Origin of the sequence: Streptomyces sp. NPDC015139, from assembly GCF_043079785.1 — a bacterium.
Classification (GTDB): Bacteria; Actinomycetota; Actinomycetes; order Streptomycetales; family Streptomycetaceae; genus Streptomyces; species Streptomyces albidocamelliae.
In genome coordinates, this window is sequence record NZ_JBIBUW010000004.1 from 471,379 (window position 1) to 497,055 (window position 25,677).

The 25,677-nt window shown below is 72.1% G+C and carries 25 protein-coding genes; 17 read left to right on the forward strand and 8 right to left on the reverse strand.

Going from position 1 to position 25,677, the window contains the following annotated elements; genetic code table 11:
- Positions 1–243: 243 nt before the first annotated feature.
- Together ACF08B_RS14355 and ACF08B_RS14360 are read right to left on the reverse strand one after the other, a co-directional pair.
- On the reverse strand, positions 244–840 hold the full coding sequence (locus tag ACF08B_RS14355) for a cupin (RefSeq protein ID WP_392317607.1): 597 nt from the start codon (positions 838–840) through the stop codon (positions 244–246).
- Positions 837–1,445 (reverse strand): class II aldolase/adducin family protein, encoded by a 609-nt coding sequence (locus tag ACF08B_RS14360; RefSeq protein WP_392317608.1) that lies wholly within the window; start codon positions 1,443–1,445, stop codon positions 837–839. The genes ACF08B_RS14355 and ACF08B_RS14360 overlap by 4 nt, the downstream gene beginning before the upstream one ends.
- Positions 1,446–2,232: 787 nt before the next feature.
- On the opposite strand from ACF08B_RS14360, the gene ACF08B_RS14365 reads away from it, so the two are divergent.
- The 7 genes from ACF08B_RS14365 to ACF08B_RS14395 all read left to right on the forward strand — a co-directional run bounded on the left by ACF08B_RS14365 (position 2,233) and on the right by ACF08B_RS14395 (position 9,720).
- Positions 2,233–3,219: a class I SAM-dependent methyltransferase gene (locus ACF08B_RS14365; RefSeq protein ID WP_392317609.1), complete on the forward strand. Its 987-nt coding sequence runs from the start codon at positions 2,233–2,235 to the stop codon at positions 3,217–3,219.
- A 179-nt stretch (positions 3,220–3,398) separates the two neighbouring features.
- Positions 3,399–4,397 carry a PLP-dependent cysteine synthase family protein gene (locus tag ACF08B_RS14370; protein ID WP_392317610.1) on the forward strand — a complete coding sequence of 333 codons (999 nt, stop codon included), beginning with the start codon at positions 3,399–3,401 and terminating at the stop codon, positions 4,395–4,397.
- On the forward strand, positions 4,397–5,395 hold the full coding sequence (locus tag ACF08B_RS14375; protein ID WP_392317611.1) for a DMT family transporter: 999 nt from the start codon (positions 4,397–4,399) through the stop codon (positions 5,393–5,395). The genes ACF08B_RS14370 and ACF08B_RS14375 overlap by 1 nt, the downstream gene beginning before the upstream one ends.
- 45 nt (positions 5,396–5,440) lie before the next feature.
- Positions 5,441–6,088 carry a class I SAM-dependent DNA methyltransferase gene (locus tag ACF08B_RS14380; protein WP_392317612.1) on the forward strand — a complete coding sequence of 216 codons (648 nt, stop codon included), beginning with the start codon at positions 5,441–5,443 and terminating at the stop codon, positions 6,086–6,088.
- A gap of 233 nt (positions 6,089–6,321) precedes the next feature.
- Complete coding sequence (metK, locus tag ACF08B_RS14385) at positions 6,322–7,545, forward strand: methionine adenosyltransferase (protein ID WP_392317613.1); 1,224 nt, start codon at positions 6,322–6,324, stop codon at positions 7,543–7,545.
- 129 nt (positions 7,546–7,674) lie between these two features.
- Positions 7,675–8,658, forward strand: coding sequence for a carbohydrate kinase family protein (locus ACF08B_RS14390; protein ID WP_392317614.1), 984 nt, complete (start codon positions 7,675–7,677; stop codon positions 8,656–8,658).
- Between the two features lie 147 nt (positions 8,659–8,805).
- Complete coding sequence (locus ACF08B_RS14395; RefSeq protein WP_392317615.1) at positions 8,806–9,720, forward strand: HipA family kinase; 915 nt, start codon at positions 8,806–8,808, stop codon at positions 9,718–9,720.
- A gap of 100 nt (positions 9,721–9,820) precedes the next feature.
- Here the strand turns inward: ACF08B_RS14395 and aceB are convergent, their stop codons facing one another.
- Positions 9,821–11,446, reverse strand: a complete 1,626-nt coding sequence (gene aceB, locus ACF08B_RS14400) for a malate synthase A (protein ID WP_392317616.1) — start codon at positions 11,444–11,446, stop codon at positions 9,821–9,823.
- A gap of 184 nt (positions 11,447–11,630) precedes the next feature.
- Positions 11,631–12,239, reverse strand: a complete 609-nt coding sequence (locus tag ACF08B_RS14405; protein WP_392317617.1) for an NTP transferase domain-containing protein — start codon at positions 12,237–12,239, stop codon at positions 11,631–11,633.
- A gap of 143 nt (positions 12,240–12,382) precedes the next feature.
- Between ACF08B_RS14405 and ACF08B_RS14410 the strand changes: the two genes are divergently transcribed.
- Complete coding sequence (locus tag ACF08B_RS14410) at positions 12,383–12,697, forward strand: DUF5955 family protein (RefSeq protein ID WP_392317618.1); 315 nt, start codon at positions 12,383–12,385, stop codon at positions 12,695–12,697.
- Between the two features lie 189 nt (positions 12,698–12,886).
- Here the strand turns inward: ACF08B_RS14410 and ACF08B_RS14415 are convergent, their stop codons facing one another.
- The gene (locus ACF08B_RS14415) at positions 12,887–13,651 is read right to left on the reverse strand and encodes a hypothetical protein (RefSeq protein WP_392317619.1); all 765 of its coding nucleotides are present in this window, start codon (positions 13,649–13,651) and stop codon (positions 12,887–12,889) included.
- Positions 13,652–14,079: 428 nt separating this feature from the next.
- Positions 14,080–14,874, reverse strand: a complete 795-nt coding sequence (locus ACF08B_RS14420) for an IclR family transcriptional regulator (protein WP_392317620.1) — start codon at positions 14,872–14,874, stop codon at positions 14,080–14,082.
- Positions 14,875–15,147: 273 nt separating this feature from the next.
- Here ACF08B_RS14420 and allB point away from each other — a divergent pair, with 273 nt between their 5' ends.
- The 6 genes from allB (at position 15,148) to ACF08B_RS14450 (ending at position 20,839) form a co-directional block, all read left to right on the forward strand.
- Positions 15,148–16,488: an allantoinase AllB gene (gene allB, locus ACF08B_RS14425; RefSeq protein ID WP_392317621.1), complete on the forward strand. Its 1,341-nt coding sequence runs from the start codon at positions 15,148–15,150 to the stop codon at positions 16,486–16,488.
- A gap of 47 nt (positions 16,489–16,535) precedes the next feature.
- The gene (gene alc, locus ACF08B_RS14430) at positions 16,536–17,666 is read left to right on the forward strand and encodes an allantoicase (protein ID WP_392317622.1); all 1,131 of its coding nucleotides are present in this window, start codon (positions 16,536–16,538) and stop codon (positions 17,664–17,666) included.
- Positions 17,667–17,810: 144 nt separating this feature from the next.
- Entirely contained in the window at positions 17,811–18,635 is an 825-nt protein-coding gene (locus ACF08B_RS14435) for an AIM24 family protein (RefSeq protein ID WP_392317623.1), read from the forward strand.
- 74 nt (positions 18,636–18,709) lie between these two features.
- Positions 18,710–19,318 (forward strand): dihydrofolate reductase family protein, encoded by a 609-nt coding sequence (locus ACF08B_RS14440; RefSeq protein WP_392317624.1) that lies wholly within the window; start codon positions 18,710–18,712, stop codon positions 19,316–19,318.
- A 131-nt stretch (positions 19,319–19,449) separates the two neighbouring features.
- Positions 19,450–20,358 carry a DMT family transporter gene (locus ACF08B_RS14445; protein WP_392317625.1) on the forward strand — a complete coding sequence of 303 codons (909 nt, stop codon included), beginning with the start codon at positions 19,450–19,452 and terminating at the stop codon, positions 20,356–20,358.
- An 85-nt stretch (positions 20,359–20,443) separates the two neighbouring features.
- Entirely contained in the window at positions 20,444–20,839 is a 396-nt protein-coding gene (locus ACF08B_RS14450; RefSeq protein WP_392317626.1) for a ribonuclease domain-containing protein, read from the forward strand.
- 62 nt (positions 20,840–20,901) lie between these two features.
- On the opposite strand, the gene ACF08B_RS14455 is transcribed toward ACF08B_RS14450, so the two are convergent.
- Positions 20,902–21,102 (reverse strand): hypothetical protein, encoded by a 201-nt coding sequence (locus ACF08B_RS14455; protein ID WP_392317627.1) that lies wholly within the window; start codon positions 21,100–21,102, stop codon positions 20,902–20,904.
- 179 nt (positions 21,103–21,281) lie between these two features.
- On the opposite strand from ACF08B_RS14455, the gene ACF08B_RS14460 reads away from it, so the two are divergent.
- The 3 genes from ACF08B_RS14460 to ACF08B_RS14470 all read left to right on the forward strand — a co-directional run bounded on the left by ACF08B_RS14460 (position 21,282) and on the right by ACF08B_RS14470 (position 24,605).
- Complete coding sequence (locus ACF08B_RS14460; protein WP_392317628.1) at positions 21,282–22,541, forward strand: sensor histidine kinase; 1,260 nt, start codon at positions 21,282–21,284, stop codon at positions 22,539–22,541.
- Positions 22,542–22,667: 126 nt separating this feature from the next.
- Positions 22,668–23,342, forward strand: a complete 675-nt coding sequence (locus ACF08B_RS14465; protein ID WP_093697935.1) for a response regulator transcription factor — start codon at positions 22,668–22,670, stop codon at positions 23,340–23,342.
- Between the two features lie 72 nt (positions 23,343–23,414).
- Positions 23,415–24,605 carry a cytochrome P450 gene (locus ACF08B_RS14470; protein WP_392317629.1) on the forward strand — a complete coding sequence of 397 codons (1,191 nt, stop codon included), beginning with the start codon at positions 23,415–23,417 and terminating at the stop codon, positions 24,603–24,605.
- A 32-nt stretch (positions 24,606–24,637) separates the two neighbouring features.
- On the opposite strand, the gene ACF08B_RS14475 is transcribed toward ACF08B_RS14470, so the two are convergent.
- Positions 24,638–25,660: a Gfo/Idh/MocA family oxidoreductase gene (locus ACF08B_RS14475; protein ID WP_392317630.1), complete on the reverse strand. Its 1,023-nt coding sequence runs from the start codon at positions 25,658–25,660 to the stop codon at positions 24,638–24,640.
- Between the last annotated feature and the right edge of the window lie 17 nt (positions 25,661–25,677).

The window sequence follows — 25,677 nt, forward strand, 5'->3', positions numbered from 1 at the left end:
CACTTTCGAGCCCCCTGGATCGTGAAGACGGTTGCGAGTGGCCAGTCCCGGAGGGGAGTTGGCCGGGTCGGCGGATTCCCGGACGTCCGACCGTCCGCGGACAGGTGGGACCGCCCACCGCCGGAACGCGACCTGGCGCCGCCGCGGCGGAGCGCCGTCGAGGTCAGCGTGCGCCGGTGACGGCGTCGCCCGATCTGCCGAAGGCGCGACATCGGCCGGTCCGGGACCGGGCACGGGCGTCCGTCATCGTGGGGCCGCCAGCGCGTCGAAGCCGGGGAACCGGGCGGCGAGGCCGTGGGGCAGGGACCGCGTGCCGCCGCCCGCGTCCTGGCGGAAACGGACGGCCGTGTACCGCGGATCCGCACCGGCGTCGAACCAGTGGGCCGTACGCCCGGGCACGGACAGCAGGTCTCCCGCCGTGCAGAGCACCGCGTGCACCGCACCGGAGACATGGAGGAAGAAGCAGGCCGAGCCCGCCACGACGAACCGCACCAGGTCCTCCTCGTGGAGGTGCTCACCGGAGCAGTCCTCGCAGAGCGGCTGATCCGGACCCGCCGGGGAGGGACCGTGCCCTGCCGGGGCCGGGCCGTCCGGTCCCTGCGGCAGACGGGTGATCTCGACGGCCCGGCAGCCGCTCTCGGCGCGGACATGGTCGAGGTGGCAGCGGTACGCGCGGGTGATGGCGGCGTCGTCGGCCTCGGCGGGAAGTCTGTGCGCGGCGTGCCATCTGTCGAAACGCACGCCGATCCAGAGCAGTTCCCTGCGGATGACCTCCGGGTCGTCGGAGCGCAGCCGCACGTCCCCCGGCGCGTCCGCGGGCATGACCAAAAGCAGCGTCACCTGGTCCACCCGGCCGGGTCCGGGGCGGCGCCCGGCCGCAGCGGCGAGCGGCTCCGCTTCACGGCCCCGTCCAGCGCGGCGAGCGCCTCGCCGAGGTCGCGTCCCCAGGTGAACACGCCCGCGTCCGCCACGAGGAGAGCGGCCGGTGCGCCTGCGGCCGTGCGGTCGAGGGCGGCCCGCACCTCGTCGGCCGTACGGCCGGGGTCGGGCCGTGCCGGGAGGGCCGGCAGCATCGTCGGCGTGGATCCGCCCGGGCCGCAGGTGAACGCGGCCGGCGTCGTGACGGCCGCCGCCCGCAGGTGCACCACCGTCTCGCAGTCGGGCAGGTAGCCGTGGAGCGCGAGGTGGACCGGTGTCTCGGCGCAGGGCCACTCGGTCTCCCCGAGGAGCGGCAGCCCTTCGGACGGGTCGATCAGGACCGTGTCCCGGGCGTCCATCCGGCCCTTGTCGAGGTCGTGTGCCGTGATGAGGACCGCGTCGCCGGAGCGCAGGGACACACTGCCGGACGTTCCCGGCATCCAGCCGCTCCGGTGCAGGTGCCGGGCCGTGGCGGCGAGCCTTTCCCGCTGTCGCTCGGTGTCCTCGCGAAGGTAGAGGGGCTTCACGGGTGAGCTCCCTCCGCGCATACGGGCCGGAGCGCCGTCGTGCGGCGTCCCGCCTCCCGCGGGTGCCGAGGTGGATCGGCGGCGCGTGCGCGGCCGCGTGGTGCGGGGGGTTCCGCTGCCCCGGTGGTCGCCGTGGCTGACCTGTGGAGCGACACGTTCCCATCTCCTTCGGGTGGGGGGAGGTGAGGCGTATACCAACCGGTATAGCTACATGGTATGGATTCGATCTTCGCGGTGTCAACGGCGCCCTGAGGAAGCTGACTTGAATGGTTCCTCCGGTTGCGGCACGTCGACGGCACTGCTACGGAACGACCCCCTCCGGTGCCGTGGGCCCGCCCTCCGCAGCGCCGTGCGGGGAGGCCGGAGGCGCGCGGGGCCAGGGGCCCGGGCCAGCGCGGGCGATCGCGGAACGGGCGCCCGTGTCTCGCTCCGCACCACTCGTACCGCGCGGTGTCACGGCCGAAAGGGCGGCGGTGTGGCTCGAATCCGTGGCGTCACACGGGTGGCGGAGGAAGCGGAACAGGCCGGATGCGTGCCGGGTGCACCGGAGTTGCCTGTCGAGAGGCAACAGGGCAACCCTGTACAGCGTCGGTGACGGCTGGCGATAGTGAATTCACTTCCACCCCGGGGGGAATGCCGTTCCGGAAGAACGGTTCGGCAGGAGGGCGCGGTTGCCGCCCATTCCTCGGTGCGGGCCGGTTCGTACGGCCGTCGGCCCCCTTCCGCCCCGGTCGAGCCCGGAAGTTCTCGCGGAATTCGCGCTGCCGTCACACCGAAGGAGAACCAGATGAGTACGCAGATCGCCCATGCCGAACTGGTGCTGTCACCAGGTGAGTTCTTCGAGATCGAGGATCCCGCGCGCATCAGGTCCTCCATAGGGCTCAGGCTCTCGGACCACTCCTACCTTCCGAAGGCGGACGAGCCGCGGGCCGACTGGGTCGCGAGCGTCGCGGTCCCCGCCTTCAAGACCCTGGCCGAGATGGGTTTCCTCGCCCCGCGCTTCTGCACGATCGGTACGGGCGCGGGCCTGGACGTCCTGGCCGCCGTGGAGATCCTGAAGGCGCGCCACGTCGGATTCACCGACCTCCACGAGGACGTCGTCGCCTACGCGCGGGCCAACATCGAGGCCAACCTCCTGGCGCGCGACGTCGAACTGGTCGCGGGCGCCGGCGATCTGCTCGCCCCGCTGGCCGGGAAGCTGTCGCAGCTCGACGTGGTCTACGAGAACCTGCCCAACATCCCGATGGCACGCAGCGCCGACCTCGACGACGGCCGGACCAGCTCGACGTTCATCGCCGAGCGCGACGAGGAGATCCCCGGCTTCGCCGAGAAGAACCTCGTCTCCCTGCACTACCTGGCGCTCCAGCAGGCCCACCCGGCACTGCGGGTCGGCGGCCGGGTGCTGTCGTCGATCGGCGCCCGCATCCCGCTGTCCGAGATCCTCGCCCTCTCCGGTGCCGCCGGCTACAACGGCAGCATCCTGACGTACACCTGGAAGGTCCAGTCCGAACCGGACGAGGTCGTCGGCGGCTTCGCCCGCTGGGAGCGGGAGGGCCTCGGCCCGTTCCACTTCTATCCGGTGCCCGTGCTGCGGGACGCCTTCGAAGGACTGTCCCCGGCCGGCGCCGGCGCCCGAGCGCTGGGGATCGAACAGGAGCTCGCGCCGCACGCCATCACGGCCGCGGACGCCCTGCGCCTGGTCGAACAGGGGGAGAAGGTCGGGCACACCGTGGCGATCCTCGACTCCGTCAAGATCCCCGGCTCCGCCCTCTGAGCCGCACCGGGCGAACCCGCCCCCGACCAAGCAGGGTCCCCGGCCGGAGCCCGCCCCCCGTGGGGCGGGGGCCATGGGTCCGCTCCGTAGGCCCCTTCCAGTCGGGCGCCGCCTTCGCGCCGGGTCGTCGCCCTCTCCGCCGGGCCGCCCTCTTCGGAAGTGATCACTAAGGATTCGGGATGGATATCCAGTCGTTCATCGGCGAGACACCCCTCGTCGAGCTGAAGACCTTCGACGTTCCGGCCGACGTGCGGATCTTCGCCAAGGCCGAGTTCATGAATCCGGGCGGCAGCATCAAGGACCGGATCGTCCGGTACATCGTCGACGACGCCGAGCGCCGCGGGCTGATCGCACCGGGGGCGACCATCGTCGAGAACACGTCCGGCAACACCGGGGCGGCCATCGCGATGCTCGCGGCCACGCGTGGCTACCGCGCGGTCCTGACGATGCCCGACAAGGTGAGCAGGGAGAAGCGGGACGCCCTGCGCGCCATGGGGGCGGAGGTGATCGTCTGCCCCACCTCCGCGCTCCCGGACGCGCCGGACCACTACGTGACGCGCGCGAGGACCATCCACGCCGCCACGCCGGGCTCCTTCATGCTCAACCAGTACGACAACCCCCTCAACGCGGAGGCCCACTTCCGTTCCACGGGCCCCGAGATCTGGGACGCCCTCGGCGACGCGGTGACGGCGTTCGTCGCGTCGGGGAGCACCGGCGGCACCATCTCCGGCACCTCGCGCTTCCTCAAGCAGCGGAAACCGGAGGTCAGGTCGGTCCTGCTGGACCCCGTCGGCTCCATCTACCACCGCTACTTCCACGACGGCGTCGTCGACCCGGGGCAGATCGCGCCCTACTTCGTCGAGGGCGCCGGCGAGGACCACCTCGCCCGGTGCATGGACTTCTCCACGGTCGACGAGGTGCTCCGGTTCAGCGACGCCGACGCCTTCGCCACCTGCCGGCACCTGGCCCGCCACGAAGGACTCGTCTGCGGCGGCACCGCCGGCGCGAACGTGTGGGGTGCCGTGCAGGTGGCCCGGTCGCTGTCCGGCCCGGCGACGGTCGTCACCGTACTGCCGGACAGCGGCACCAAGTACCTGTCCAAGATCTACAACGCGGACTGGCTCGCCCGGAACGGGTTCGAGACCGGCGAGGTCCGTGCACTGGAGCCGACTCTGTAATGGGTAGTACACAGAAGAACGTGATGGCCGCGCTGACGGCGGCCCTGCTGTGGGCCACGGCGTTCGTCGCCCCGGCCGCGGTCAAACCCGCGAGCGAGCTCCTGCTGGTGACCGGCCGGTACTCCCTGTTCGGCCTGTGCGGTCTCTATGTGCTGATCAGGAGCCGAAAGCAGCTCAAGCTGATGCCGCTGCGCAGGATCCTCTTCGGGCTGTACATCGGATTCGTCGGCTACTTCGTCTTCTACATCTGCGTGTCCTACTCGGCGACCGCGGGCAGTGGCTTCATCACCGCCGTGGTGGTCGGGGCGTCACCCATCACCATCGCGGTCGCGGGGAACTTCGCCGAGAAGCGGATGTCCTGGAGCCAGCTGATCGCCCCGGTCCTCCTCATCCTCGCCGGCATCAACCTGCTCAGCGTCACCGACTTCGTCCAGGGCGGGGGCGACGGCGCCGGGAACTCCCTCCTCGGGATCGCCCTCGCCCTCGGCGCGATGCTGACGTGGTCGTACTTCGTGGTGCGCAACGCCCAGTCGCAGCGCACCTGGGAGACCAGGCCCGACCCGACGATCTGGGCCGCCCTCGTGGCGATGGGGGCCGGCGGCGCGTCGATGGTGCTGCTGCCGTACGCGATCGTCTCCACCCCGGAGGAGACCTTCAGCCCGTACCCGCTCTTCAAGATCATCACGTGGTGCGTCTTCCTGGGCGTCATCGGCTCCTGGTGGGGGACCTACATCTGGGTCAAGGCGGCGCAGGGAATTCCGGTGCCGCTGGTCGGCCCGCTCCTCGCCACGGAGACCATCTTCGGGGCGATCCTCAGCCTTCCGGTGGAACAGCGGACCCCCACCTGGACCGAAATAGCCGGTGCCCTCTGCATTCTCGCCGGAATCTCCGTCTACATGGTCTTCGACGTGAGGAACGTCCGCTCGAAAGAGGCACTTTCCGCCCCCGACGCATCCGATGCGGAGGCCGTTCCCGCGGCCACGCGCGTGAGCCGGTGAAAAGAGCGCCACGCCTGTCTAGTTGAGCCTCAAGGGAGGAAAATCATGAGCAACTCCTACGCGAACATCGCCAATTCGCATGTGTTCTTCGACGACGCCACCGGACTGAAGAGCTACTACGAGGACTGGGCGACCCGGTACGACCAGGACCTCGCCGACCAGCAGTGGGTGGCCCCCCGCGTCGCGGCGAACCTCGTCCACCTCCTCGCCTCCGCCTACGGACCGCCGCGGACCACCGTCTTCGACGCCGGCTGCGGCACCGGCCTCGTCGGCGGCTTCCTGCGCACCCTCGGCGACTACGTCGTCGACGGCGTCGACCTCTCCGAGCAGATGGCCGCCGAGGCCGCCAGGACCCACGCCTACCGGAAGGTCTACGGCGGGGTGGACCTGTCCTCCGGCCGCCGCGACGAGCGCCTGGACGTGTACGACATCGTGGTCAGCAGCGGCGTCTTCACCCTGGGCCACGTCCGTCCGACGGCACTGCTCACGCTCTTCGAGTACGCCCGCCCCGGCGCCCTGATCGTGGTGTCCACCCGCGGCAGCTACGCCACGGAGACCGGCTTCGAGGACTTCGCCCGGTCGCCCGAGGTGACCGGCCGGGCAACGCTGGAGCTGACCCTCAGGAACGCCGCCTACATCGCGGAGGAGGGCGCCGACTACTGGGTGTTCCGCAAGGCCGCGGCCACGCGGTGACGCGAGGCGGGAAGGCGCCCGAACGAACGGCGCCGCCACCGGTCACGGACTGCACCGGCCGGTGACGCCCGCCCGCGACGGCGGACGGGCGCCACCGGCGGGGCGGGGCCACGGCCCGTCCGCTCCGCCCGCCCCGGCGCGCCCGGCAGCTCACGGAAGGCCGGCCCGAAGGCGCACCCCGCACGCGACGCGACGTGCCGTCACGTGCCCACCCCTCACCGTCCTGGAGTGTCATGTCCCGCAGCCTGTTCACCTCCGAGTCCGTCACCGAAGGACACCCCGACAAGATCGCGGACCAGATCAGCGACAGCATCCTCGACGAACTGCTCCGTCAGGACCCCGCGTCGCGCGTCGCGGTCGAGACCCTGATCACCACCGGCCAGGTCCATGTCGCGGGCGAGGTGTCGACCTCCGCCTACGCCGACATCGCCACCCTGGTGCGGCAGAAGATCCTCGACATCGGCTACGACTCCTCCGCCAAGGGCTTCGACGGAGCGTCCTGCGGGGTGTCGGTGTCGATCGGCGCGCAGTCTCCCGACATCGCGCAGGGCGTCGACACCGCGTACGAGCAGCGCGTCCGGGGCGCCTCCCGAGAGGACGAGGACGAACTGGACCGGCAGGGCGCCGGGGACCAGGGCCTGATGTTCGGCTACGCGACGGCCGAGACGCCCACCCTGATGCCGCTGCCGATCGATCTGGCCCACCGGCTCTCGCGCCGCCTGGCCGAGGTCCGCAAGGACGGCACCGTCCCCTATCTGCGCCCGGACGGCAAGACCCAGGTCACCGTCGAGTACCTGGGCAGCAGGCCGGTCCGCCTGGACACCGTCGTCGTCTCCTCGCAGCACGCGGGGGACATCGACCTGGACGGCCTCCTCGTCCCCGACATCCGCACCCACGTCGTCGAACACGTCCTCGCGCGGCTCGCGGGCGACGGCATCGAGCTGGCCACCGACGACCATCGCCTGCTGGTCAACCCGACCGGCCGCTTCGAGGTGGGCGGCCCGATGGGCGACGCGGGGCTGACCGGCCGGAAGATCATCATCGACACGTACGGCGGCTACGCCCGGCACGGCGGGGGCGCCTTCTCCGGCAAGGACCCGTCCAAGGTGGACCGTTCGGCCGCCTACGCCATGCGGTGGGTCGCCAAGAACGTCGTCGCCGCCGGGCTGGCGGAGCGCTGCGAGGTGCAGGTCGCGTACGCGATCGGGAAGGCCGAGCCGGTCGGCCTGTTCGTCGAGACCTTCGGCACCCACTCGGTCGCCGTCGAGAAGATCGAGCAGGCCGTCACCGAGGTCTTCGACCTCCGCCCGGCCGCGATCATCCGCGACCTCGACCTGCTCCGCCCCATCTACTCCCTGACGGCCGCCTACGGTCACTTCGGCCGCGAACTCGCGGAGTTCACCTGGGAGAGCACCGACCGCGCCGACGCCCTGCGCAGGGCCGCGAAGGCCGCCTGACACCCGGCGCGGGCGGCAGCTCGCGGTGCGCGGTCCCCCTCCCCGGGCCGCGCACCGCGCCCCCGGAACGCGCCGGCCACCGAAGCCGTCCCGTCCCCACCCTGGTCCCCGCTTCAAGGAGTTCTCTCCATGCGTATCGCCGTGACCGGTTCGATAGCGACCGACCACCTGATGGTGTTCCCCGGCCGCTTCGCGGAACAGCTGCTCGCGGAGCAGCTGGAACGGGTCTCCCTGTCGTTCCTCGCCGACCGGCTGGACGTGCGCAGAGGGGGAGTCGGCGCGAACATCGCCTTCGGACTCGGACGGCTCGGCCTCGCCCCCCTCCTGATCGGTGCGGCGGGCGTCGACTTCGCCGAGTACGGCGCCCGGCTCGCTGCGAACGGCGTCGACACGTCCGAGGTCCGGGTCAGCGACCGTCTGCACACCGCCCGCTTCGTGTGCACCACCGACGACGACCAGAACCAGATCGCCACCTTCTACGCCGGTGCCATGGCCGAGGCGGCCCGGATCGACCTGGCCGGCGTGGTCCGCCGGCACGGCACGCCCGCGTTCGTCCTGGTCGGCGCCGACGACCCCACCGCCATGCTGCGCCATACCGCCACGGCCCACCGGCTCGGCGTCCCGGTCGCCGCCGACCCGTCCCAGCAGCTCGCCCGACTCACCGGCGAGCAGGCCCGCGAACTCGTGGACGGCGCACGCTGGTTGTTCACCAACGAGTACGAGGCCGCGTTGCTGCACGAGCGCACCGGCTGGACGGAGCGGGAGCTCCTCGGCCGTATCGGCACCTGGATCACCACGCTGGGCGAGGCGGGGGTCTCCGTGCGGGGAGCGGACGGCGCGACGCTGCGGATCCCCGCCGTGCCCACCGACAGGATCGCCGACCCCACCGGCGCCGGGGACGCCTTCCGCGCCGGATTCCTCGCCGGCGTGGCCTGGGGCTGGCCGTCGGAGCAGGCCGCCCGCCTGGGCTGCGCACTGGCCACCACGGCCCTCGAATCGGTCGGCACCCAGGAGTACGAGCCGACCGCCGCGGACCTGATCGCCCGCATCGACCGGACGTACGGCACGCACGCCGCCCGCGCCACCGAACCGCGGCTGGTTCGCGTGTCCTGACCGCCGGGACCGCCGGCCCCGGGGCGGCGCCGAGGAGCGGGGCCCGCTCCCCGGTCACTATGCTCACTTCCGGGAGGCCTCCCCGGATTGCACCGCGTCGAAGCTGGCCGTGAAATAGAAGGTAATCGACCGGTGGGGCCCTGGAAGATGATGCGAGCGGTAACCGCGACCCGCTACGTCGAACCTCTGCGCTCCGGTGGCTCCGTCCCCGGCGTCGTGGAGGCCGACGACCTCGGCACGTACGTCGTGAAGTTCACCGGCTCCGCGCAGGGCCACAAGGCGCTGGTCGCCGAGGTGATCGTCGGCGAACTCGCCCGCGCGCTCGGGCTGCGCTTCCCCGAGCTGGTCCTGGTGCACTTCGATCCGGCGATCGCCGCCGGCGAGCCGCACCAGGAGGTGCGGGATCTGCACGGCGCGAGCGCCGGGGTCAACCTCGGCATGGACTATCTGCCGGGCGCCCGGGACTTCACCCCGGACATCGCGAAGGTCTTCCCGGTGGATCCGCTGGAGGCGGGCCGGATCGTCTGGCTGGACGCGCTGACGGCCAACGTGGACCGCACGGTGCACAGCTCCAACCTGATGGTCTGGCCCACGTTCGGCACCGTGCCCCCGCGCCTGTGGCTCATCGACCACGGCGCCGCGCTGGTCTTCCACCACCGCTGGGACACCACGACCCCCGGCCGGAAGTACGACTTCCGCCACCACGCCCTCGGCCACTACGGCCCCGACGTCCGCGCCGCCGACGCGGAGCTGGCGCCACGCGTGACGGAGGAGCTGCTGCGCGCGATCGCCGCCGAGGTGCCGGACGCCTGGCTGGCCGAGGACGCCGGGTTCGCCACCGCCGACGACGTCCGGGACGCCTACGTCGACTACCTGCTGGCCCGCGTCCGGCTCTCGCCCCGGTGGCTGCCCACCGACTTCCCGAGCCGCGAGGAGCTCGCGGCCGAGGAGGCCGCCCGCGCGGCGAAGACGCAGGCGGGCCGCCCGGACTGGCTGAAGCGGGTGCCCGATCTGCACGGCAGGCCGGCGGCGGAACAGGACTGGTCGGCGCACCTCGGCTGACCCGCGGCACGCTCGCGTCCGGATCGGATGCTCGCAGGCGACCGAGTGGGCCGGGGGAGCCCCTGGGCCACTCGGTCGCGCGGACGGGTCGGTGTGCGGCTCAGCCGCGCAGCTGCTCGTACGCCGGCAGGGTGAGGAAGTCGGCGTAGTCCTCGTCGAGGGAGACGCGCAGCAGCAGGTCGTGGGCCTCCTGCCAGTGGCCGGCCGCGAAGGCCTCCTCGCCGATCTCCTTGCGGATGGCGTCGAGTTCCTCGGCGGCGACCTTGCGCGCCAGCTCCGGGGTGGCCCTGTCGCCGTTCTCGAACTCGACGCCCGCGTTGATCCACTGCCAGATCTGGGAGCGGGAGATCTCGGCGGTGGCCGCGTCCTCCATCAGGTTGAAGATGGCGACCGCCCCGAGCCCGCGCAGCCAGGCCTCGATGTAACGGATGCCGACCTGCACGGCGTTGACGAGACCGGCGTACGTCGGCTTCGCCTCCAGCGAGTCGACGGCGATCAGGTCGGCGGCCTCGACGTGGACGTCCTCGCGCAGCCGGTCCTTCTGATTGGGCTTGTCGCCGAGGACCCGGTCGAAGGACTCCAGGGCGATCGGCACCAGGTCGGGGTGGGCGACCCAGGAGCCGTCGAAGCCGTCGTTCGCCTCGCGGTCCTTGTCGGCGCGGACCTTCTCGAAGGCCACCTTGTTGACCTCGGCGTCGCGCCGCGACGGGATGAAGGCCGCCATGCCGCCGATCGCGTGCGCGCCGCGCTTGTGGCAGGTGCGCACGAGGAGTTCGGTGTACGCCCGCATGAACGGGGCGGTCATCGTCACCGCGTTGCGGTCCGGCAGGACGAACCTGGCCCCGCCGTCACGGAAGTTCTTGACGATGGAGAACAGGTAGTCCCAGCGGCCGGCGTTCAGCCCGGCGGCATGGTCGCGCAGTTCGTAGAGGATCTCCTCCATCTCGTACGCGGCCGTGATCGTCTCGATCAGGACGGTGGCACGGACCGTGCCCTGCGGGATGCCGACGTACTCCTGGGCGAAGACGAACACGTCGTTCCACAGGCGGGCCTCGAGGTGCGACTCGGTCTTGGGCAGGTAGAAGTACGGGCCCTTGCCGAGGTCCAGCAGGCGCTGGGCGTTGTGGAAGAAGTACAGGCCGAAGTCGACGAGGGCGCCGGGGACGGCGCGGCCGTCGGCGTCGACGAGGTGGCGCTCGTCCAGGTGCCAGCCGCGCGGGCGCATGACGACGGTCGCCAGCTCCTCGGCCGGGCGCAGGGCGTAGGACTTGCCGGACCCGGGGTCGGTGAAGTCGATGGTCCGGGTGTAGGCGGCGATCAGGTTGAGCTGGCCGTGAACGACGTTCTCCCAGGTGGGCGCGGAGGCGTCCTCGAAGTCGGCGAGCCAGACCCGGGCGCCCGAGTTGAGCGCGTTGATGGTCATCTTGCGGTCGGTGGGGCCGGTGATCTCGACGCGCCGGTCGTTCAGCGCGGCCGGGGCCGGGGCGACCTTCCAGGAGTCGTCCGCGCGGATCGCGGCGGTCTCCGGGAGGAAGTCGAGCGTGGAGGTGCGGGCGATCTCGGCGCGGCGCTCGGCCCGGCGGGCGAGGAGTTCGTCACGGCGCGGGGTGAACCGCCGGTGTAGCTCCGCCACGAAGGCGAGCGCGGCGTCCGTGAGGACCTCTTCCTGCCGGGGCAGGGGCTCGGCGTCGACGATGGCCAGCGGGGACGGCGCTGGTGCGGACATGAGCTGTCACTTCCTTCAGCGGTGGCACCGGGTGCCTAGGGGCACGAACGGGACGAACTGCGCCAGCTGTGCGGTCAGGCGCTTCTGAACAGTGGATAGTAGTTTCCTCATCGTGGAACTTCAATGGTTTGTTGATGTCGAGATTCTCTGAGTCGAGGCAAGGTGGCGCCCGGTGCCACCCCGTTCACTCAAGGTGGCGCAGGTCGGCCGTGGTGTCGATGTCGTACGGCTCGGCCACGTCCGCGCACTCCACGAGCCTGACCGAGGCCGCGTGCTCCTTCAGGTAGGCGCGCGCCCCACGATCTCCGGTGGCGGTCGCCGCGATGCCCGCCCAGTGCGCGGCCCCGAAGAGCACCGGATGCCCCCGCTGCCCGTCGTACGCGGCCGAGACCAGCGAGTTCTCGTCCTCGTACGCGCTCAGCACCCGGGCCACCGCGGCGGGGCCGATGCCGGGCTGGTCGACCAGGCTCACGAGGGCCGCGCGCACGCCCGTGCCGGCGAGCGATTCCAGCCCCGCGCGCAGGGACGTGCCCATGCCCTCGGCCCAGTCCGGGTTCTCCACCAGCACGCAGTCGTCGAGCTCGGCGCGCTTGCGCACGTCGTCCGCGCCGGCGCCCAGGACGACGTGGACGCGTCCGCATCCGGCCGCCCGCAGCACCTCCACCGCGTGCTCGACCAGGGGCCGCCCCCGGTGTTCCAGCAGCGCCTTGGGCCGCCCGCCGAGCCGCCGGCCGCCGCCTGCGGCGAGCAGCAGTCCGGCGACATCCCCCCGATGATCCTGGTTGTCCGTCATGAGTCCTGCATACCCGACGACGGCGGAAGCGTCCTGATTTCCGGTGCCGATTCCGTTGGGCTGAATTTCGGTCCGCGCTGTGGCGCTCCCGTACGGGGTGGCGTTTACTGACCCGCGCACGACGGCGTGTCTGGGGGAGGGCTGTGTTGCGGAGCTTGGGGCAGAGGCCAGTGACCGGCAGCGACGAGGACCCGAGGGTGGTGGAACTGCATACGGCCGTCTCCCGGCTGCGCCGCGAACTCGCCGCGCTTCCCACCGACTTCCCCGACCGGGGCATAGCCGAGGACGAACTGGCCTCCCTCGCGGCCATGGCCTCCGGCGGCACCCCGGAGACGCTGCGGCTGCGCGGCAGCCTGTTACTGATCGCGGCGGCGATCGGCTCGGTGAGCGCGCTGGCGAGGGCACTCGGGGACGTACGCGAAGCGGTGGACCTCTTCGGCGAACCCCCACGAACCTGACAGCGGGGCCTTCGCGTGGGCCCTCGCGGTGGCGTCGGGGGTGGCCGGGCCGGATTCCGGGGCGCTCGAGAGAGCCCGGACCGAGCGGTCCGGGCTCGCGAGCCGTTCAGGGAGCGGTTCTCTGTAGCCGGCCAGGGCTGGAGCGCCGCGACCGGTTGAGCTGTTCGGGATCCGGCGCCCCAGGACCACTCACTTCACTACGACCTGGTCCCCGGCCGAAGTCGACGGCGCGGTGGTGGTGTTGCCGTAGTACACCCAGCGCCACGTGCCCGTCTTCGATGCCTTCACGGTCGTCCTGAGATCACCCGAACCGTTCGCGTACACCTTTTTCACCGTGGTGTAGGAGGTGGCTCCGGTCGGCTTGAACTGCAGACTCACCAGGCGGCCTTCGTAGGAGGCGTACTTCTTGGTCTCCCAGTTGGCCCGCGTGACCTTTCCGGTCACCGTGATGGTCCCGCCCTTGGACACCGGCTCGGGCGAGGCGTTCACGGTCAGGCGGGAACCGCGCTTGACGTAGACCGTGAGGTCCTCGGCATCGGTGTCACCGCCGCCGCCCTCGAAGGAGACCTCGGCCGCGACCTTCCAGGCTCCGGCCTCGCTGTTGTGCATGTCCCACACGGTCGGGTCGAAGTACATCGTCTCGTTGAAGTCGCACACGCCCGAGCTCACCTTGATGCAGTCGCTCGTCTCGATGGCGTGCCACAGGCGGTCACCCGTACCGCCGCGGTAAAGGAACACCGCCGGCCACTTCCACCTGTGGGTGGTCGCCATCCGGAAGGAGGTCGGCGCTGCGACCTCCTTCGACACCCCGATCACGATGGGCTTGCCGCCGTTCACCTGGACACGGGTGAACGCAACCCCTCCCTCGGCCGCCCCGGCCGGCACCGCGGCCACGCCCGTGAACACCGCCGCCGCGCCACCGGCCACGACAGCTCTCCAGACCTTCTTCCCCACCTGATCCCCGATCTCCGTACTGGAAGGCGCCGGGGACTCGTCCTCCGGCGCCTCTGAGACAGCCGGGAGCCACGCGGGGTTGTACACCTGTGGATCACGATCGGGCGTCAGACGGTCTTCCCCTCGCACGAGGTGATGTCGACGCAACGGGCGGCGCAGGGCCCTGTCCGACCCGCTGGGCAGGGTCGGCCCCGGTCGGGCGTCCGGCGGGCGATCCAGGCCTGGGGTCCGCTGTGAAGGGGATACGCGGCGTCGCTCGTGAGCCCGCTCGGACGCGGGACGCCGCCGCCCCGGCTGCTAGGGCCTGTCGTTTGGATCATGCCCGCGTCGCCGCCCTCCTCCGCCTTGCGGCTGCACGCTCCACGCCCCGCTCGGGCCGGCCGACAAGGCACCGTGAGCCGGGCCGGGCCTGATCCGAACGACAGGCCCTAGGCGCCCGAGCTGGCCAGTGCCTGGGACAGTTCGACGGCGATCTGCTGGAGCACCGGCACGATCTTGTCGGTCGCGGCCTCGGTGACCCGCCCGGCCGGCCCCGAGATGGAGATCGCCGCGGCGGTCGGGGAGTCCGGCACGGACACCGCGAGGCAGCGCACTCCGATCTCCTGCTCGTTGTCGTCGACGGCGTACCCGGCCTGCCGGACGTCCGCCAGCGCGGCGAGGAACCCCTCCGGCGTGGTGATGGTCTTCTCCGTCGCGGCCGGCATGCCCGTACGGGACAGCAGCGCGCGCACCTCGTCGTCCGGAACGCCCGCGAGCAGGGCCTTGCCCACCCCGGTCGAGTGGGGCAGGACCCGCCGGCCGACCTCCGTGAACATCCGCATCGAGTGCTTCGACGGCACCTGCGCCACGTACACGATCTCGTCGCCGTCGAGCAGCGCCATGTTCGCGGTCTCGCCGGTCTCCTCGACCAGCCGGGCCAGATAGGGCCGCGCCCAGGTGCCGAGCAGCCGGGACGCCGACTCGCCGAGCCGGATGAGCCGGGGACCGAGCGCGTAGCGCCGGTTCGGCTGCTGACGGACGTACCCGCAGGCGACCAGCGTGCGCATCAGCCGGTGGATGGTCGGCAGCGGCAGCCCGCTGGTCGCGGACAGCTCGCTCAGGCCGACCTCGCCGCCCGCGTCCGCCATGCGCTCGAGCAGGTCGAAGGCGCGCTCCAGGGACTGGACCCCGCCTCCGGTGGAGGATTTGGCGGAGTCGGTGGTGCTGGCGCTGGACGTCGGCACGGCGCGTTCCTTTCGGGACTGGCGGGAGGGCAGAAGCCTACCCGGCGGCCGGTTGACTGCCCGCTTGTACGTAGCTACGTTCTGCTTGCTGGAATTCTAATTCCGCTTTGTGGAAACGTCCAGAGTGGACGCAGGTGACGTACTGCCCAGAAGTGTGCCCCTTGACGGCGCGGAAGCGGGAGTGAAGACTCCTTCAACAGAACGTTGAAATCCGTTACGTGGGTGTACATCCCGTTTCCTGGACGTACAACAGCGGTACAGAGAGGGGTTCGGGTGTCCGACGCTGAACTGGTGCTGCGCTCGACGCGCGTCATCACCCCGGAAGGGACGCGGGCCGCGACGGTCACCGTGTCCGCCGGGAGGATCACCGCCGTCCTGCCGTACGACGCCGAGGTCCCGGCCGCGGCCCGGCTGGAGGACGTCGGCGACCACGTCCTGCTGCCCGGCCTGGTCGACACCCACGTGCACGTCAACGACCCGGGCCGCACCGACTGGGAGGGCTTCTGGACCGCGACGCGCGCGGCGGCGGCCGGCGGCATCACCACCCTGATCGACATGCCGCTCAACTCCCTCCCGCCCACCACGACCGTCGACCACCTGCGGATCAAGCAGGACGTGGCCCGGGACAAGGCGCACATCGACGTCGGCTTCTGGGGCGGGGCCCTGCCCGGCAACGTCAAGGACCTGCGCCCGCTGCACGACGCAGGCGTCTTCGGCTTCAAGGCCTTCCTGTCCCCGTCCGGCGTCGACGAGTTCCCGCACCTCGACCAGGACCGGCTGGCCCGGTCCCTGGCGGAGATCGCCGGGTTCGACGGGCTGCTGATCGTGCACGCCGAGGACCCGCACCACCTGGACGCCGCCCCGCAGCACGGCGGCCCCAAGTACGCCGACTTTCTCGCCTCCCGCCCCCGCGACGCCGAGGACACGGCCATCGCGAGCCTCGTCGCGCAGGCCCGGCGGCTGAACGCGCGCGTGCACGTCCTGCACCTGTCCTCCAGCGACGCGCTGCCGCTGATCCGCGCCGCCCGCGCCGACGGCGTCCGCGTCACCGTGGAGACCTGCCCGCACTACCTCACCCTGACGGCCGAAGAGGTCCCGGACGGCGCGAGCGAGTTCAAGTGCTGCCCGCCCATCCGCGAGGCCGCCAACCAGGACCTGCTCTGGGAGGCCCTCGCCGACGGCACGGTCGACTGCGTGGTGACCGACCACTCGCCGTCCACCGCCGACCTCAAGACCGACGACTTCGCCACCGCCTGGGGCGGCATCTCCGGCCTCCAGCTGAGCCTGTCCGCCGTCTGGACCGAGGCCCGCAGGCGCGGCCACGGGCTGGAGGACGTCGTCCGCTGGATGTCCACGCGGACCGCGGAACTCGTCGGCCTCGACGGCTCCAAGGGCGCCATCGCCCCCGGCCGGGACGCCGACTTCGCCGTCCTCGCCCCCGACGAGACCTTCACCGTCGACCCGGCCGGCCTCCAGCACCGCAACCGGGTCACCGCCTACGCCGGCAAGACCCTGTACGGCGTCGTCAAGTCCACCTGGCTGCGCGGCGAGCGCATCGTCGCCGACGGCGAGTTCACCGGCCCGAAGGGCACGCTGCTCGCCCGCCCCCAGTGACCCACCCCCCGAACCCGGCCGACTCCAGAAAGGAACCCCTGATCACCGTGACGGCGCAGCAACATTCGAGTTGGGCCACCTTCACCGGCGACGCGAACCCCTACGGAGGCGGCGACCCGTACGCGGACTACCGCACCGCCGACCTGCCCTTCACCCAGTACGCCAACCTCGCCGACCGGCAGCTCGGCGCCGGTGTCATCGCCGCCAACGACGAGTTCTTCGCGCAGCGGGAGAACCTGCTGGTGCCCGAGCCGGCCGAGTTCGACCCCGAGCACTTCGGCCACAAGGGCAAGATCATGGACGGCTGGGAGACCCGCCGCCGGCGCGGCGCCTCCGCCGAGCACCCCTGGCCGACCGCGGAGGACCACGACTGGGCCCTGGTACGCCTCGGCGCGCCCGGAGTGATCCGCGGGATCGTCGTCGACACCGCGCACTTCCGCGGCAACTACCCGCAGGCGGTCTCGGTCGAGGGCACCTCCGTGCCGGGCTCGCCCTCCCCGGAGGAACTGCTCCGCGACGACGTGAAGTGGACGACCCTCGTCCCGCGCACGGCGGTCGGCGGCCACGCGGCCAACGGTTTCGCCGTCTCCGTCGAGCAGAGCTTCACGCACCTGCGCGTCAACCAGCACCCCGACGGCGGCATCGCCCGGCTGCGCGTGTACGGCGAGGTCGTGCCCGACCCCGCGTGGCTGACGGTGCTGGGCACCTTCGACGTGGTCGCGCTGGAGAACGGCGGACAGGTCGAGGACGCCTCCAACCTCTTCTACTCCCCGGCCACCAACACCATCCAGCCGGGCCGCTCCCGCAAGATGGACGACGGCTGGGAGACCCGCCGCCGCCGTGACCAGGGCAACGACTGGATCCGCTACCGCCTGGTGTCCGAGTCGCAGATCCGGGCCGTCGAGATCGACACCGCCTATCTGAAGGGCAACAGCGCCGGCTGGGCCTCGGTCTCCGTCAAGGACGGGGAGGACGGCGAGTGGACGGAGATCCTGCCGCGCACCCGCCTCCAGCCCGACACCAACCACCGCTTCGTCCTGCCGCGGCCGGCGGTCGGCACGCACGCGCGCGTCGACATCTTCCCCGACGGCGGCATCTCCCGGCTGCGCCTGTTCGGCTCCCTGACCGAGGAGGGCGCGGCCCGGCTCGCCGCCCGTCACCAGGAGCTGGGCGGCTGACCCGCCCGCACGCGCGCGTGGGGCGCCCCGGCCGGACAGCACCGGGGCGCCCCACGTGTCCCTCCGCCCGCACGTCCGTCACTCCTGCGGACCATGTTTCCCCGGTGCGGAACTCTTCCGTCCGTCTCTCGCGTTCTTCCCGTCGTGACCCTTAAGCAAGAGATCGTCGGCAACGCCATGCAGATGGCGGTCGTCAACCTGTTCCCCGGCCAGACCGTGTACTGCGAGGCCGGGAAGTTCCTGTTCAAGACCACCAACGTGACCATGGAGACCCGGCTGTCCGGCCCGTCGGGCAACGGCGGGCGGCAGGCGGGCGGCGCGGGTGGCTCGGGCGGCGGCATGGGCGGCATGCTGCGCCAGGCCATGGGCACCGCCATGCAGGTCGGCCAGCGCATGCTCGCGGGCGAGTCGCTCGCCTTCCAGTACTTCACCGCCCAGGGCGGCGAGGGCACCGTCGGCTTCGCGGGCGTGCTGCCCGGGGAGATGCGTGCCCTGGAGCTCGACGGCACGCGCGCGTGGTTCGCCGAGAAGGACGCCTTCGTGGCCGCCGAGTCCACCGTCGACTTCGGCATCGCCTTCGCCGGCGGGCGCACCGGCATGAGCGGCGGCGAGGGCTTCGTGCTGGAGAAGTTCACCGGTCAGGGCACGGTGATCATCGCCGGAGCGGGCAACTTCATCGACCTGAACCCGGCGGATTTCGGCGGCCGCATCGAGGTCGACACCGGTTGCGTGGTCGCCTTCGAGGAGGGCATCGAGTACGGCGTCCAGCGCGTCGGCGGCCTCAACCGGCAGGGGATCATGAACGCCGTCTTCGGGGGCGAGGGGCTGTCCCTGGCCACGCTGGAGGGCAACGGCCGGGTGATCCTGCAGTCCCTCACCATCGAGAGCCTCGCCAACGCCCTGAAGAAGGCCCAGGGCGGCGACAAGCAGGGCCCGACCGGCGGACTGTTCTCCACGCACACCGGCTGAGCCGATGAGTCGCGGGGCCCCGCGGGGTCTGAAGTGGTGACAGCAGACCCCGCACCCGGAAGAAGGCACCCGCCATGGGCAAGCTCGTCTCCACCGTCTTCATCAGCCTCGACGGCGTGTACCAGGCGCCCGGTGGTCCCCAGGAGGACACCAGCGGCGGCTTCGACCAGGGAGGCTGGACCTTCCCGTACGGCGACGACGACTCCGGCCGCTTCATCACCGGGGTCTTCGACAGCGCGGGCGGCTTCCTGTTCGGCCGCCGCACCTACGACATCTTCGCCTCGTACTGGCCGAAGAGGACCGACCCCGCCGACCCGATCGCGTCCAGGCTGAACACCCTCCCGAAGTACGTCGTCTCCTCCACCCTCACGGCTCCCGAGTGGTCCGGCACCACCGTCGTCTCCGGCGACCTCGCCAAGGAGGTGGCGGCCCTCAAGGAGCGCACGGACGGCGAACTCCAGATCAGCGGCAGCGGCACCCTGGTCCGCTCGCTCGTGGACCTGCGGCTCCTCGACACCCTGCACCTGATGACCTTCCCGGTCGTCCTCGGGGAAGGCCGCCGCCTCTTCGCGGACGGCGCGCTGCCCACCCGCTTCACCCGCCGCTCGGGACACGTGACCGGCGCGGGCGTCTCCATCCAGACGTACGACCTCGCGGGCCGCCCGGAGTACGGGTCGTACTGACGCCCCGACGGCACCCGGTCCCACCCGCGGGACGGCCTGGCCGAAGATCGTCGCCGTGGGTACGGTGATCGCGTCCCGTGCGAGCCGCCGACGTCTGCGCACCCCCTGCCGGAGACCTGGAGAGCCGCCGCATGTCGTCGATCGCCGTACCGGGCGCGTTCGCGCCCCGCCGCGCCTGGCACACCGATCTGCCCGTCCTCCTCGTGGCGGTCTGCTGGGGCGCCAGCTACCTCGCGGCGAAGGACGTCACCACCGCCCGTACGGTGCTCGCCGTCCTGGTGCTGCGGTTGGCCCTCGCGCTCCCGCCCCTGGCGGCCGCGGGACACCGTTCCCTGCGTGCGCTGACCGCCGCCCAGTGGCGCGGCGCGGCCGTGCTGGGGCTGATCCTCAGCGGGATCTTCCTGCTGGAGACCTACGGCGTGGTCCACACGTCCGCGACCAACGCCGGTCTGATCATCAGCCTCACCATGGTGTTCACTCCGCTCGCCGAGGCCGCCGTCACCCGCACCCGGCCCACGGTCCCCTTCCTCGGCGCGGCGGGCCTCTCGGTCCTCGGCGTCGTCCTGCTCACCCAGGGCGCGGGCTTCACCCGCCCGTCCGCCGGCGACCTGCTCATGCTGCTCGCGGCGTTCGCCCGCACCGCGCACGTCCTCGTCATGTCGCGGATCAGGGCCGTGCGGGGCGCCGACGCGCTGCCGCTCACCACGGTCCAGCTCGGCACCTGCGTGACCGTCTTCGTCCTGCTGTCGGCCGTCGGCGGCGGCCCCGCGCCCTGGACCGTCGCGGCCGGCCTCGACGGGCGCCAGTGGGCGGGGCTGCTGTTCCTGGCCGTGCTGTGCACGGTGTTCGCCTTCTTCGTGCAGATGTGGGCCGTCCGGCGCACCTCGCCCTCCCGGGTCGGTCTGCTGCTCGGCACCGAGCCGCTCTGGGCCGCCGCGGCCGGTATCGCGCTGGGTGGCGACCGGCTCGGCGCCGTGGGGCTCGCGGGCGGCGCGCTGGTACTTGTGGGGACGGCGTGGGGACGCCGTGCGACCGGTTAACTTCCCGAAGCTTCACGGGACTTGAACGGAAACTCTTCAACCTTGTCGTTGACATGCCAACGTCTACGCGCGTCATCATGAAGTCATGACCTTCCCCCCACGCATCACCCGTATCGGCGCCGCGGGCGCCCTGCTCTCCGCCCTCCTCGTCGGCGGCACCGTCTCCGTCACGACGGCGGACGCCGCGACCGCCTCGGTCGGCAGCATCTGCCACAGCGCCCTGCCGTCGCAGGCCGACGACACCCTGAAGCTGATCGACCAGGGCGGGCCCTTCCCGTACGACCAGGACGGCACCGTCTTCTCCAACCGCGAAGGCGTGCTGCCCACGCAGCAGTCCGGCTACTACCACGAGTACACGGTGAAGACCCCCGGCTCCCCGGACCGCGGTGCGCGGCGCATCGTCACCGGTGAGAAGCAGCAGGAGGACTACTACACCTCGGACCACTACGCCACGTTCGACCTGATCGACTTCGGCTGCTGAGACCGGCCGGTCAGGCCGCCGAACCGAGGAACGGCGCGTCGGCCGGGGGTCCGAGTCCGAGCTCAGCCGGACCCCCGGCTCTCCGCGGCGGCGAACAGCGCGAACGCGAGCACCACGAGCGCGACGCTCGCGTAGACCTCGTAGCCGTCGAGGAACCCGAGCCGCTGCACGAGACCCACATGCCAGTGCGTGAACTCGTGCACCAGGCCCAGGACGCCCTGCACCAGGGCGAGAAATCCGAGAAGTTCCAGCGACTGCTTCATATGACGACCCTCGCCCCGCGGCTTCCCCCCACACATCGGCCGCGGGGCGAGTCCCGTACCGCCACAAGGCTGCGCCAGGGCGATGCCGCACCACCGAAAGTCCACAGGGCCGCGACTTTGGTCGACGATCCCCTCGGCGACGCGCTCGCCCGGGCGGATCCTGCGTAGATTCGTCGACCGTGAGCACTGACGAGTCGGCCCGGGCGCCGCAGGAGTTCGCGGGCCGGCGCTGGCTCCTCCCGTCCGCCCTGATCCACGAGCTGGCCCCGGACGCCCACGGCTTCGGCCGGCGGCCGCGGCGTACGGCACGCGACTGGGTCGTCGACTTCTCCTGCTTCCTGCTGGCCGTCCTCCTCGGCCTGGCGGCCGCCGGATCCCTCCGTGACGAACCCGGGCTCCCGCAGGGCTTCGCCGTCCTCGACCAGACGCTCGGCGCCGTCGCCTGCGCGGCGGTCTGGCTGCGGCGCCGGTGGCCGGTCGGGCTCGCCGTCGCGACGGTCCCGGTCGGCCTGCTGTCCAACACCGCGGGCGGCGCGGCGATGGTCATCCTGTTCACCCTCGCCGTGCACCGGCCCTTCCGGTACGTGGCCTGGATCGGCGGTGCCCAACTCGCCCTGATCCCGGTCTTCTACTGGCTGCGGCCCGACCCCGAGCTGCCCTACGCCGGAGTCGTGGCCTTCACCGTCCTGCTCACCCTGACGGTCATCGGCTGGGGCATGTTCGTCCGCTCCAAGCGGATGCTGATGCTGAGCCTGCGGGACCGCGCCCACCGGGCGGAGACCGAGGCGCGGCTGCGCGCCGAGCAGGCGCAGCGCCTGGCCCGTGAGGCCATCGCGCGCGAGATGCACGACGTCCTCGCTCACCGGCTCACCCTGCTCAGCGTGCACGCGGGCGCCCTGGAGTTCCGGCCGGACGCGCCCCGGGAGGAGATCGCCAGGGCGGCGGGCGTCATCCGGGAGAGCGCCCACGAGGCCCTCCAGGACCTGCGGGAGATCATCGGCGTGCTGCGGACCGGGGAGTCCGACGACGCCGGCGGCCGGCCACAGCCGACGCTCGGCGCGCTGGACGCCCTCGTCGCCGAGTGCCGCGAGGCGGGCATGAAGGTCACCCTCGACCACCGGATCGCCGACCCGGCCGGCGTCCCCGCCTCCGTCGGCCGCACCGCCTACCGCATCGCCCAGGAGACCCTGACCAACGCCCGCAAGCACGCCCCCGGCAGCGAGGTCACCGTCCGCCTCGTCGGCGCCCCCGGCGACGGCCTGACCGTCACCGTCACCAATCCGCCCCCACGGATCGTCGCCCCACCCGTCCCCGGCTCCGGCCAGGGCCTCATCGGCCTGACGGAACGCGCCACGCTGGCCGGCGGCCACCTCGAACACGGCCCCACGCGGGACGGCGGCTTCGAAGTCCGGTGCGGGCTGCCGTGGCCACGCACCTGAGGCGAGCGGCCGACCGGAACCGGGCGCGCCGCCCCGGCCGCCCGGCGTGCGCGTGCCGTCGGGGAACGGGGCACCGGCTTGCGAAGCCCGCTCCGCCGGCCGTCCGCTCCGTGGTTACGTAGGGCCATGACTGCGACGCCGATCAGACTCCTCCTCGTCGACGACGATCCCCTGGTACGGGCCGGGCTCGCGCTGATGATGGGCGGGGCCGAGGACATCGAGATCGTCGGGGAGGCCGCCGACGGCGCGGAGGCCGAGGAGCTCGTCCGGCGCACCCGGCCGGACGTCGTCCTGATGGACATCCGCATGCCGTCGGTGGACGGTCTCACCGCCACCCGGCGCCTGCGCGCCCGCCCCGACGCCCCGCAGGTCGTGGTGCTCACCACCTTCCACGCCGACGAACAGGTGCTGCACGCCCTGCGCGCGGGCGCCGCCGGTTTCGTCCTCAAGGACACCCCGCCCGCCGAGATCGTCCAGGCCGTCCGCCGGGTCGCGGCCGGCGACCCCGTCCTGTCGCCCGCCGTCACCCGGCAACTGATGCGGCACGCCGCCGGTTCCGCCGCCGACACCCGCCACGCACGCGCGCGTGACACCCTCACCGTGCTCAACGACCGCGAGCGCGAGGTCGCCGTCGCCGTCGGCCGCGGACTGGCCAACGCCCAGATCGCCACCGAACTCTTCATGAGCGTGGCCACCGTCAAGACCCACGTCTCGCGCATCCTCGCCAAGCTGGACCTCGACAACCGCGTCCAGATCGCCCTGCTCGCCTACGACGCGGGACTTCTCGAGGACGGGCACTAAGCCGCCGTCCCGGGCGTTGTCCCCTTGCCGGGAGACGCCCGGCGGACCTCGGGGGAGTCCGGAAGGGGATCGATGGACCGCCGACAGCTGGTCGACTTAGGGGAGTTCGGCGACGCGTTCCGCCGCGACCCCCACACGGTGTACGCCCGTCTGCGCGCCGAGGGCCCGGTGCACCGGATCCGGATCCCGGGGGCGGACGAGAGCCACCAGCCATGGCTCGTCGTGGGTTACGGGGAGGCCCGCGCCGCCCTCGCCGACCCCCGGCTGGCCAAGGACGCCACCAAGATCGACGCCGCCTTCTTCGACGAGGAGCTGATCGGCAAGCACATGCTGCTCGCCGACCCGCCGCAGCACACCCGGCTGCGCGGCCTCGTCACGCGCGCGTTCACGATGCGCCGCGTCGAGGCACTGCGCCCCCGCGTCCAGCGGATCACCGACGACCTGCTCGACGAGATGCTGCCGCACGGCCGCGCCGACCTCGTCGAGTCCCTCGCCTACCCCTTGCCCATCACCGTCATCTGCGAGCTGCTCGGCGTCCCCGAGATGGACCGCGCGGAGTTCCGGAAGATGTCCACCGAGGTCGTCGCCCCCTCCGGCCCGCAGGCCGAGTACGACGCGGTCGTCCGCCTCGCCGAGTACCTGACCGAGCTGATCGACGACAAGAGCCGCACCGGACCGACCGGCGACCTGCTGAGCGACCTGATCCGCACCACCGCCGAGGACGGCGACCGCCTCTCCCCGGGCGAGCTGCGCGGCATGGCCTTCCTCCTGCTGATCGCCGGCCACGAGACCACGGTCAACCTGATCGGCAACGGCGTCCTCGCCCTGCTCACGCACCCGGACCAACTCGCCCTGCTGCGGGTCGACATGAGCCTCCTGGACGGCGCGATCGAGGAGATGCTGCGCTACGACGGCCCGGTGGAGAACGCCACCTTCCGCTTCGCCGCCGAGCCCCTGGAGATCGGCGGCACGCACATCGCACAGGGCGACCAGGTGGTGATCGGTCTCGCCGCGGCCCAGCGGGACGGCTCCCGCCACACCGACCCGGACCGCTTCGACATCCGCCGCGAACCGCGCGCCAACCTCGCCTTCGGCCACGGCCTCCACTACTGCCTGGGCGCGCCCCTGGCCCGCCTGGAGGCCCGCACGGCCATCGGCTCCCTGCTGGAGCGCGCCCCCGGCCTGGCGCTGGACGGCGAGCCGGGGGAGTGGCTGCCGGGCATGCTGATCAGAGGGGTGCGCAGTCTCCCGGTCCGCTGGTGAGCGGCCCGCACCCGCGGCTGTCGTACGGCTGCTCAGCCGTACGACGGCTGCGCCCGGTCCGGGATCTCCGCCAGCGCCACCGGCCGCCGCTCCCGGCGGGAGATCTCGCACGCCTCGGCGATCCGCAGGGCGTGCAGCGCCTCCAGGCCGTCGCACGGATTGTCCCGCTCGCCGCGGACCAGGGCCACGAACGCGGTCAGCTCGGCCTCGTAGGCCGGCCCGAAGCGCTCCAGGAACCCCGGCCACGGCTTGTCGGCGGGCGGAGGCCCGGTCGGCTCGGTGGACGCGACCGGTGTGCGGTCGTCCAGACCGACCACCACCGTGTCCCGCTCGCCCGCCAGCTCCATGCGCACGTCGTAGCCCGCGCCGTTGAGCCGGGTCGCGGACGCCGTGGCCAGCGTGCCGTCGTCCAGGGTGAGCAGCGCCGCGCCCGTTCCGACGTCGCCGGCCTCACGGAACATCGCGGGACCGGCGTCAGACCCGGTGGCGTACACGTCGACCACCTCGCGGCCCGTCACCCAGCGCAGCACGTCGAAGTCGTGGATCAGCGTGTCCCGGAACAGCCCGCCGGACAGCGGCAGCCACTCCGCGGGCGGAGGGGACTGGTCACAGGTCATGGCCCGTACGGTGTGCAGCCGCCCGAGCCGTCCCGCGCGCACCGCCTCCCGGGCGCCGGCGTACCCCGCGTCGAACCGCCGCTGGAAGCCCATCTGCAGCACCGTCCCGGCGGTCGCCACCTCGGCGAGCGCCTGGAGGGTGCCCGGCAGGTCCAGGGCGATCGGTTTCTCGCAGAACACCGGCAGTCCCGAGCGGGCCGCCCGGCCGATCAGTTCGGCGTGGGCGGCGGTCGCCGCGGTGATCACCACCGCGTCCACGCCCCACCGGAAGACCTCGTCCACCCCCGGCGCCGCCGTCTCGCCCAGCCGGTGTGCGAGCTCCTGCGCCCGTGCCGGGTCCGCGTCCGTGAGGATCAGCGACCCGACCTCGCGGTGCCGGCTGAGCGTCCTCGCATGAATGGTGCCGATGCGGCCCGTACCGATGACCCCGATGCGCATGGAAACAAAGTGAGGGC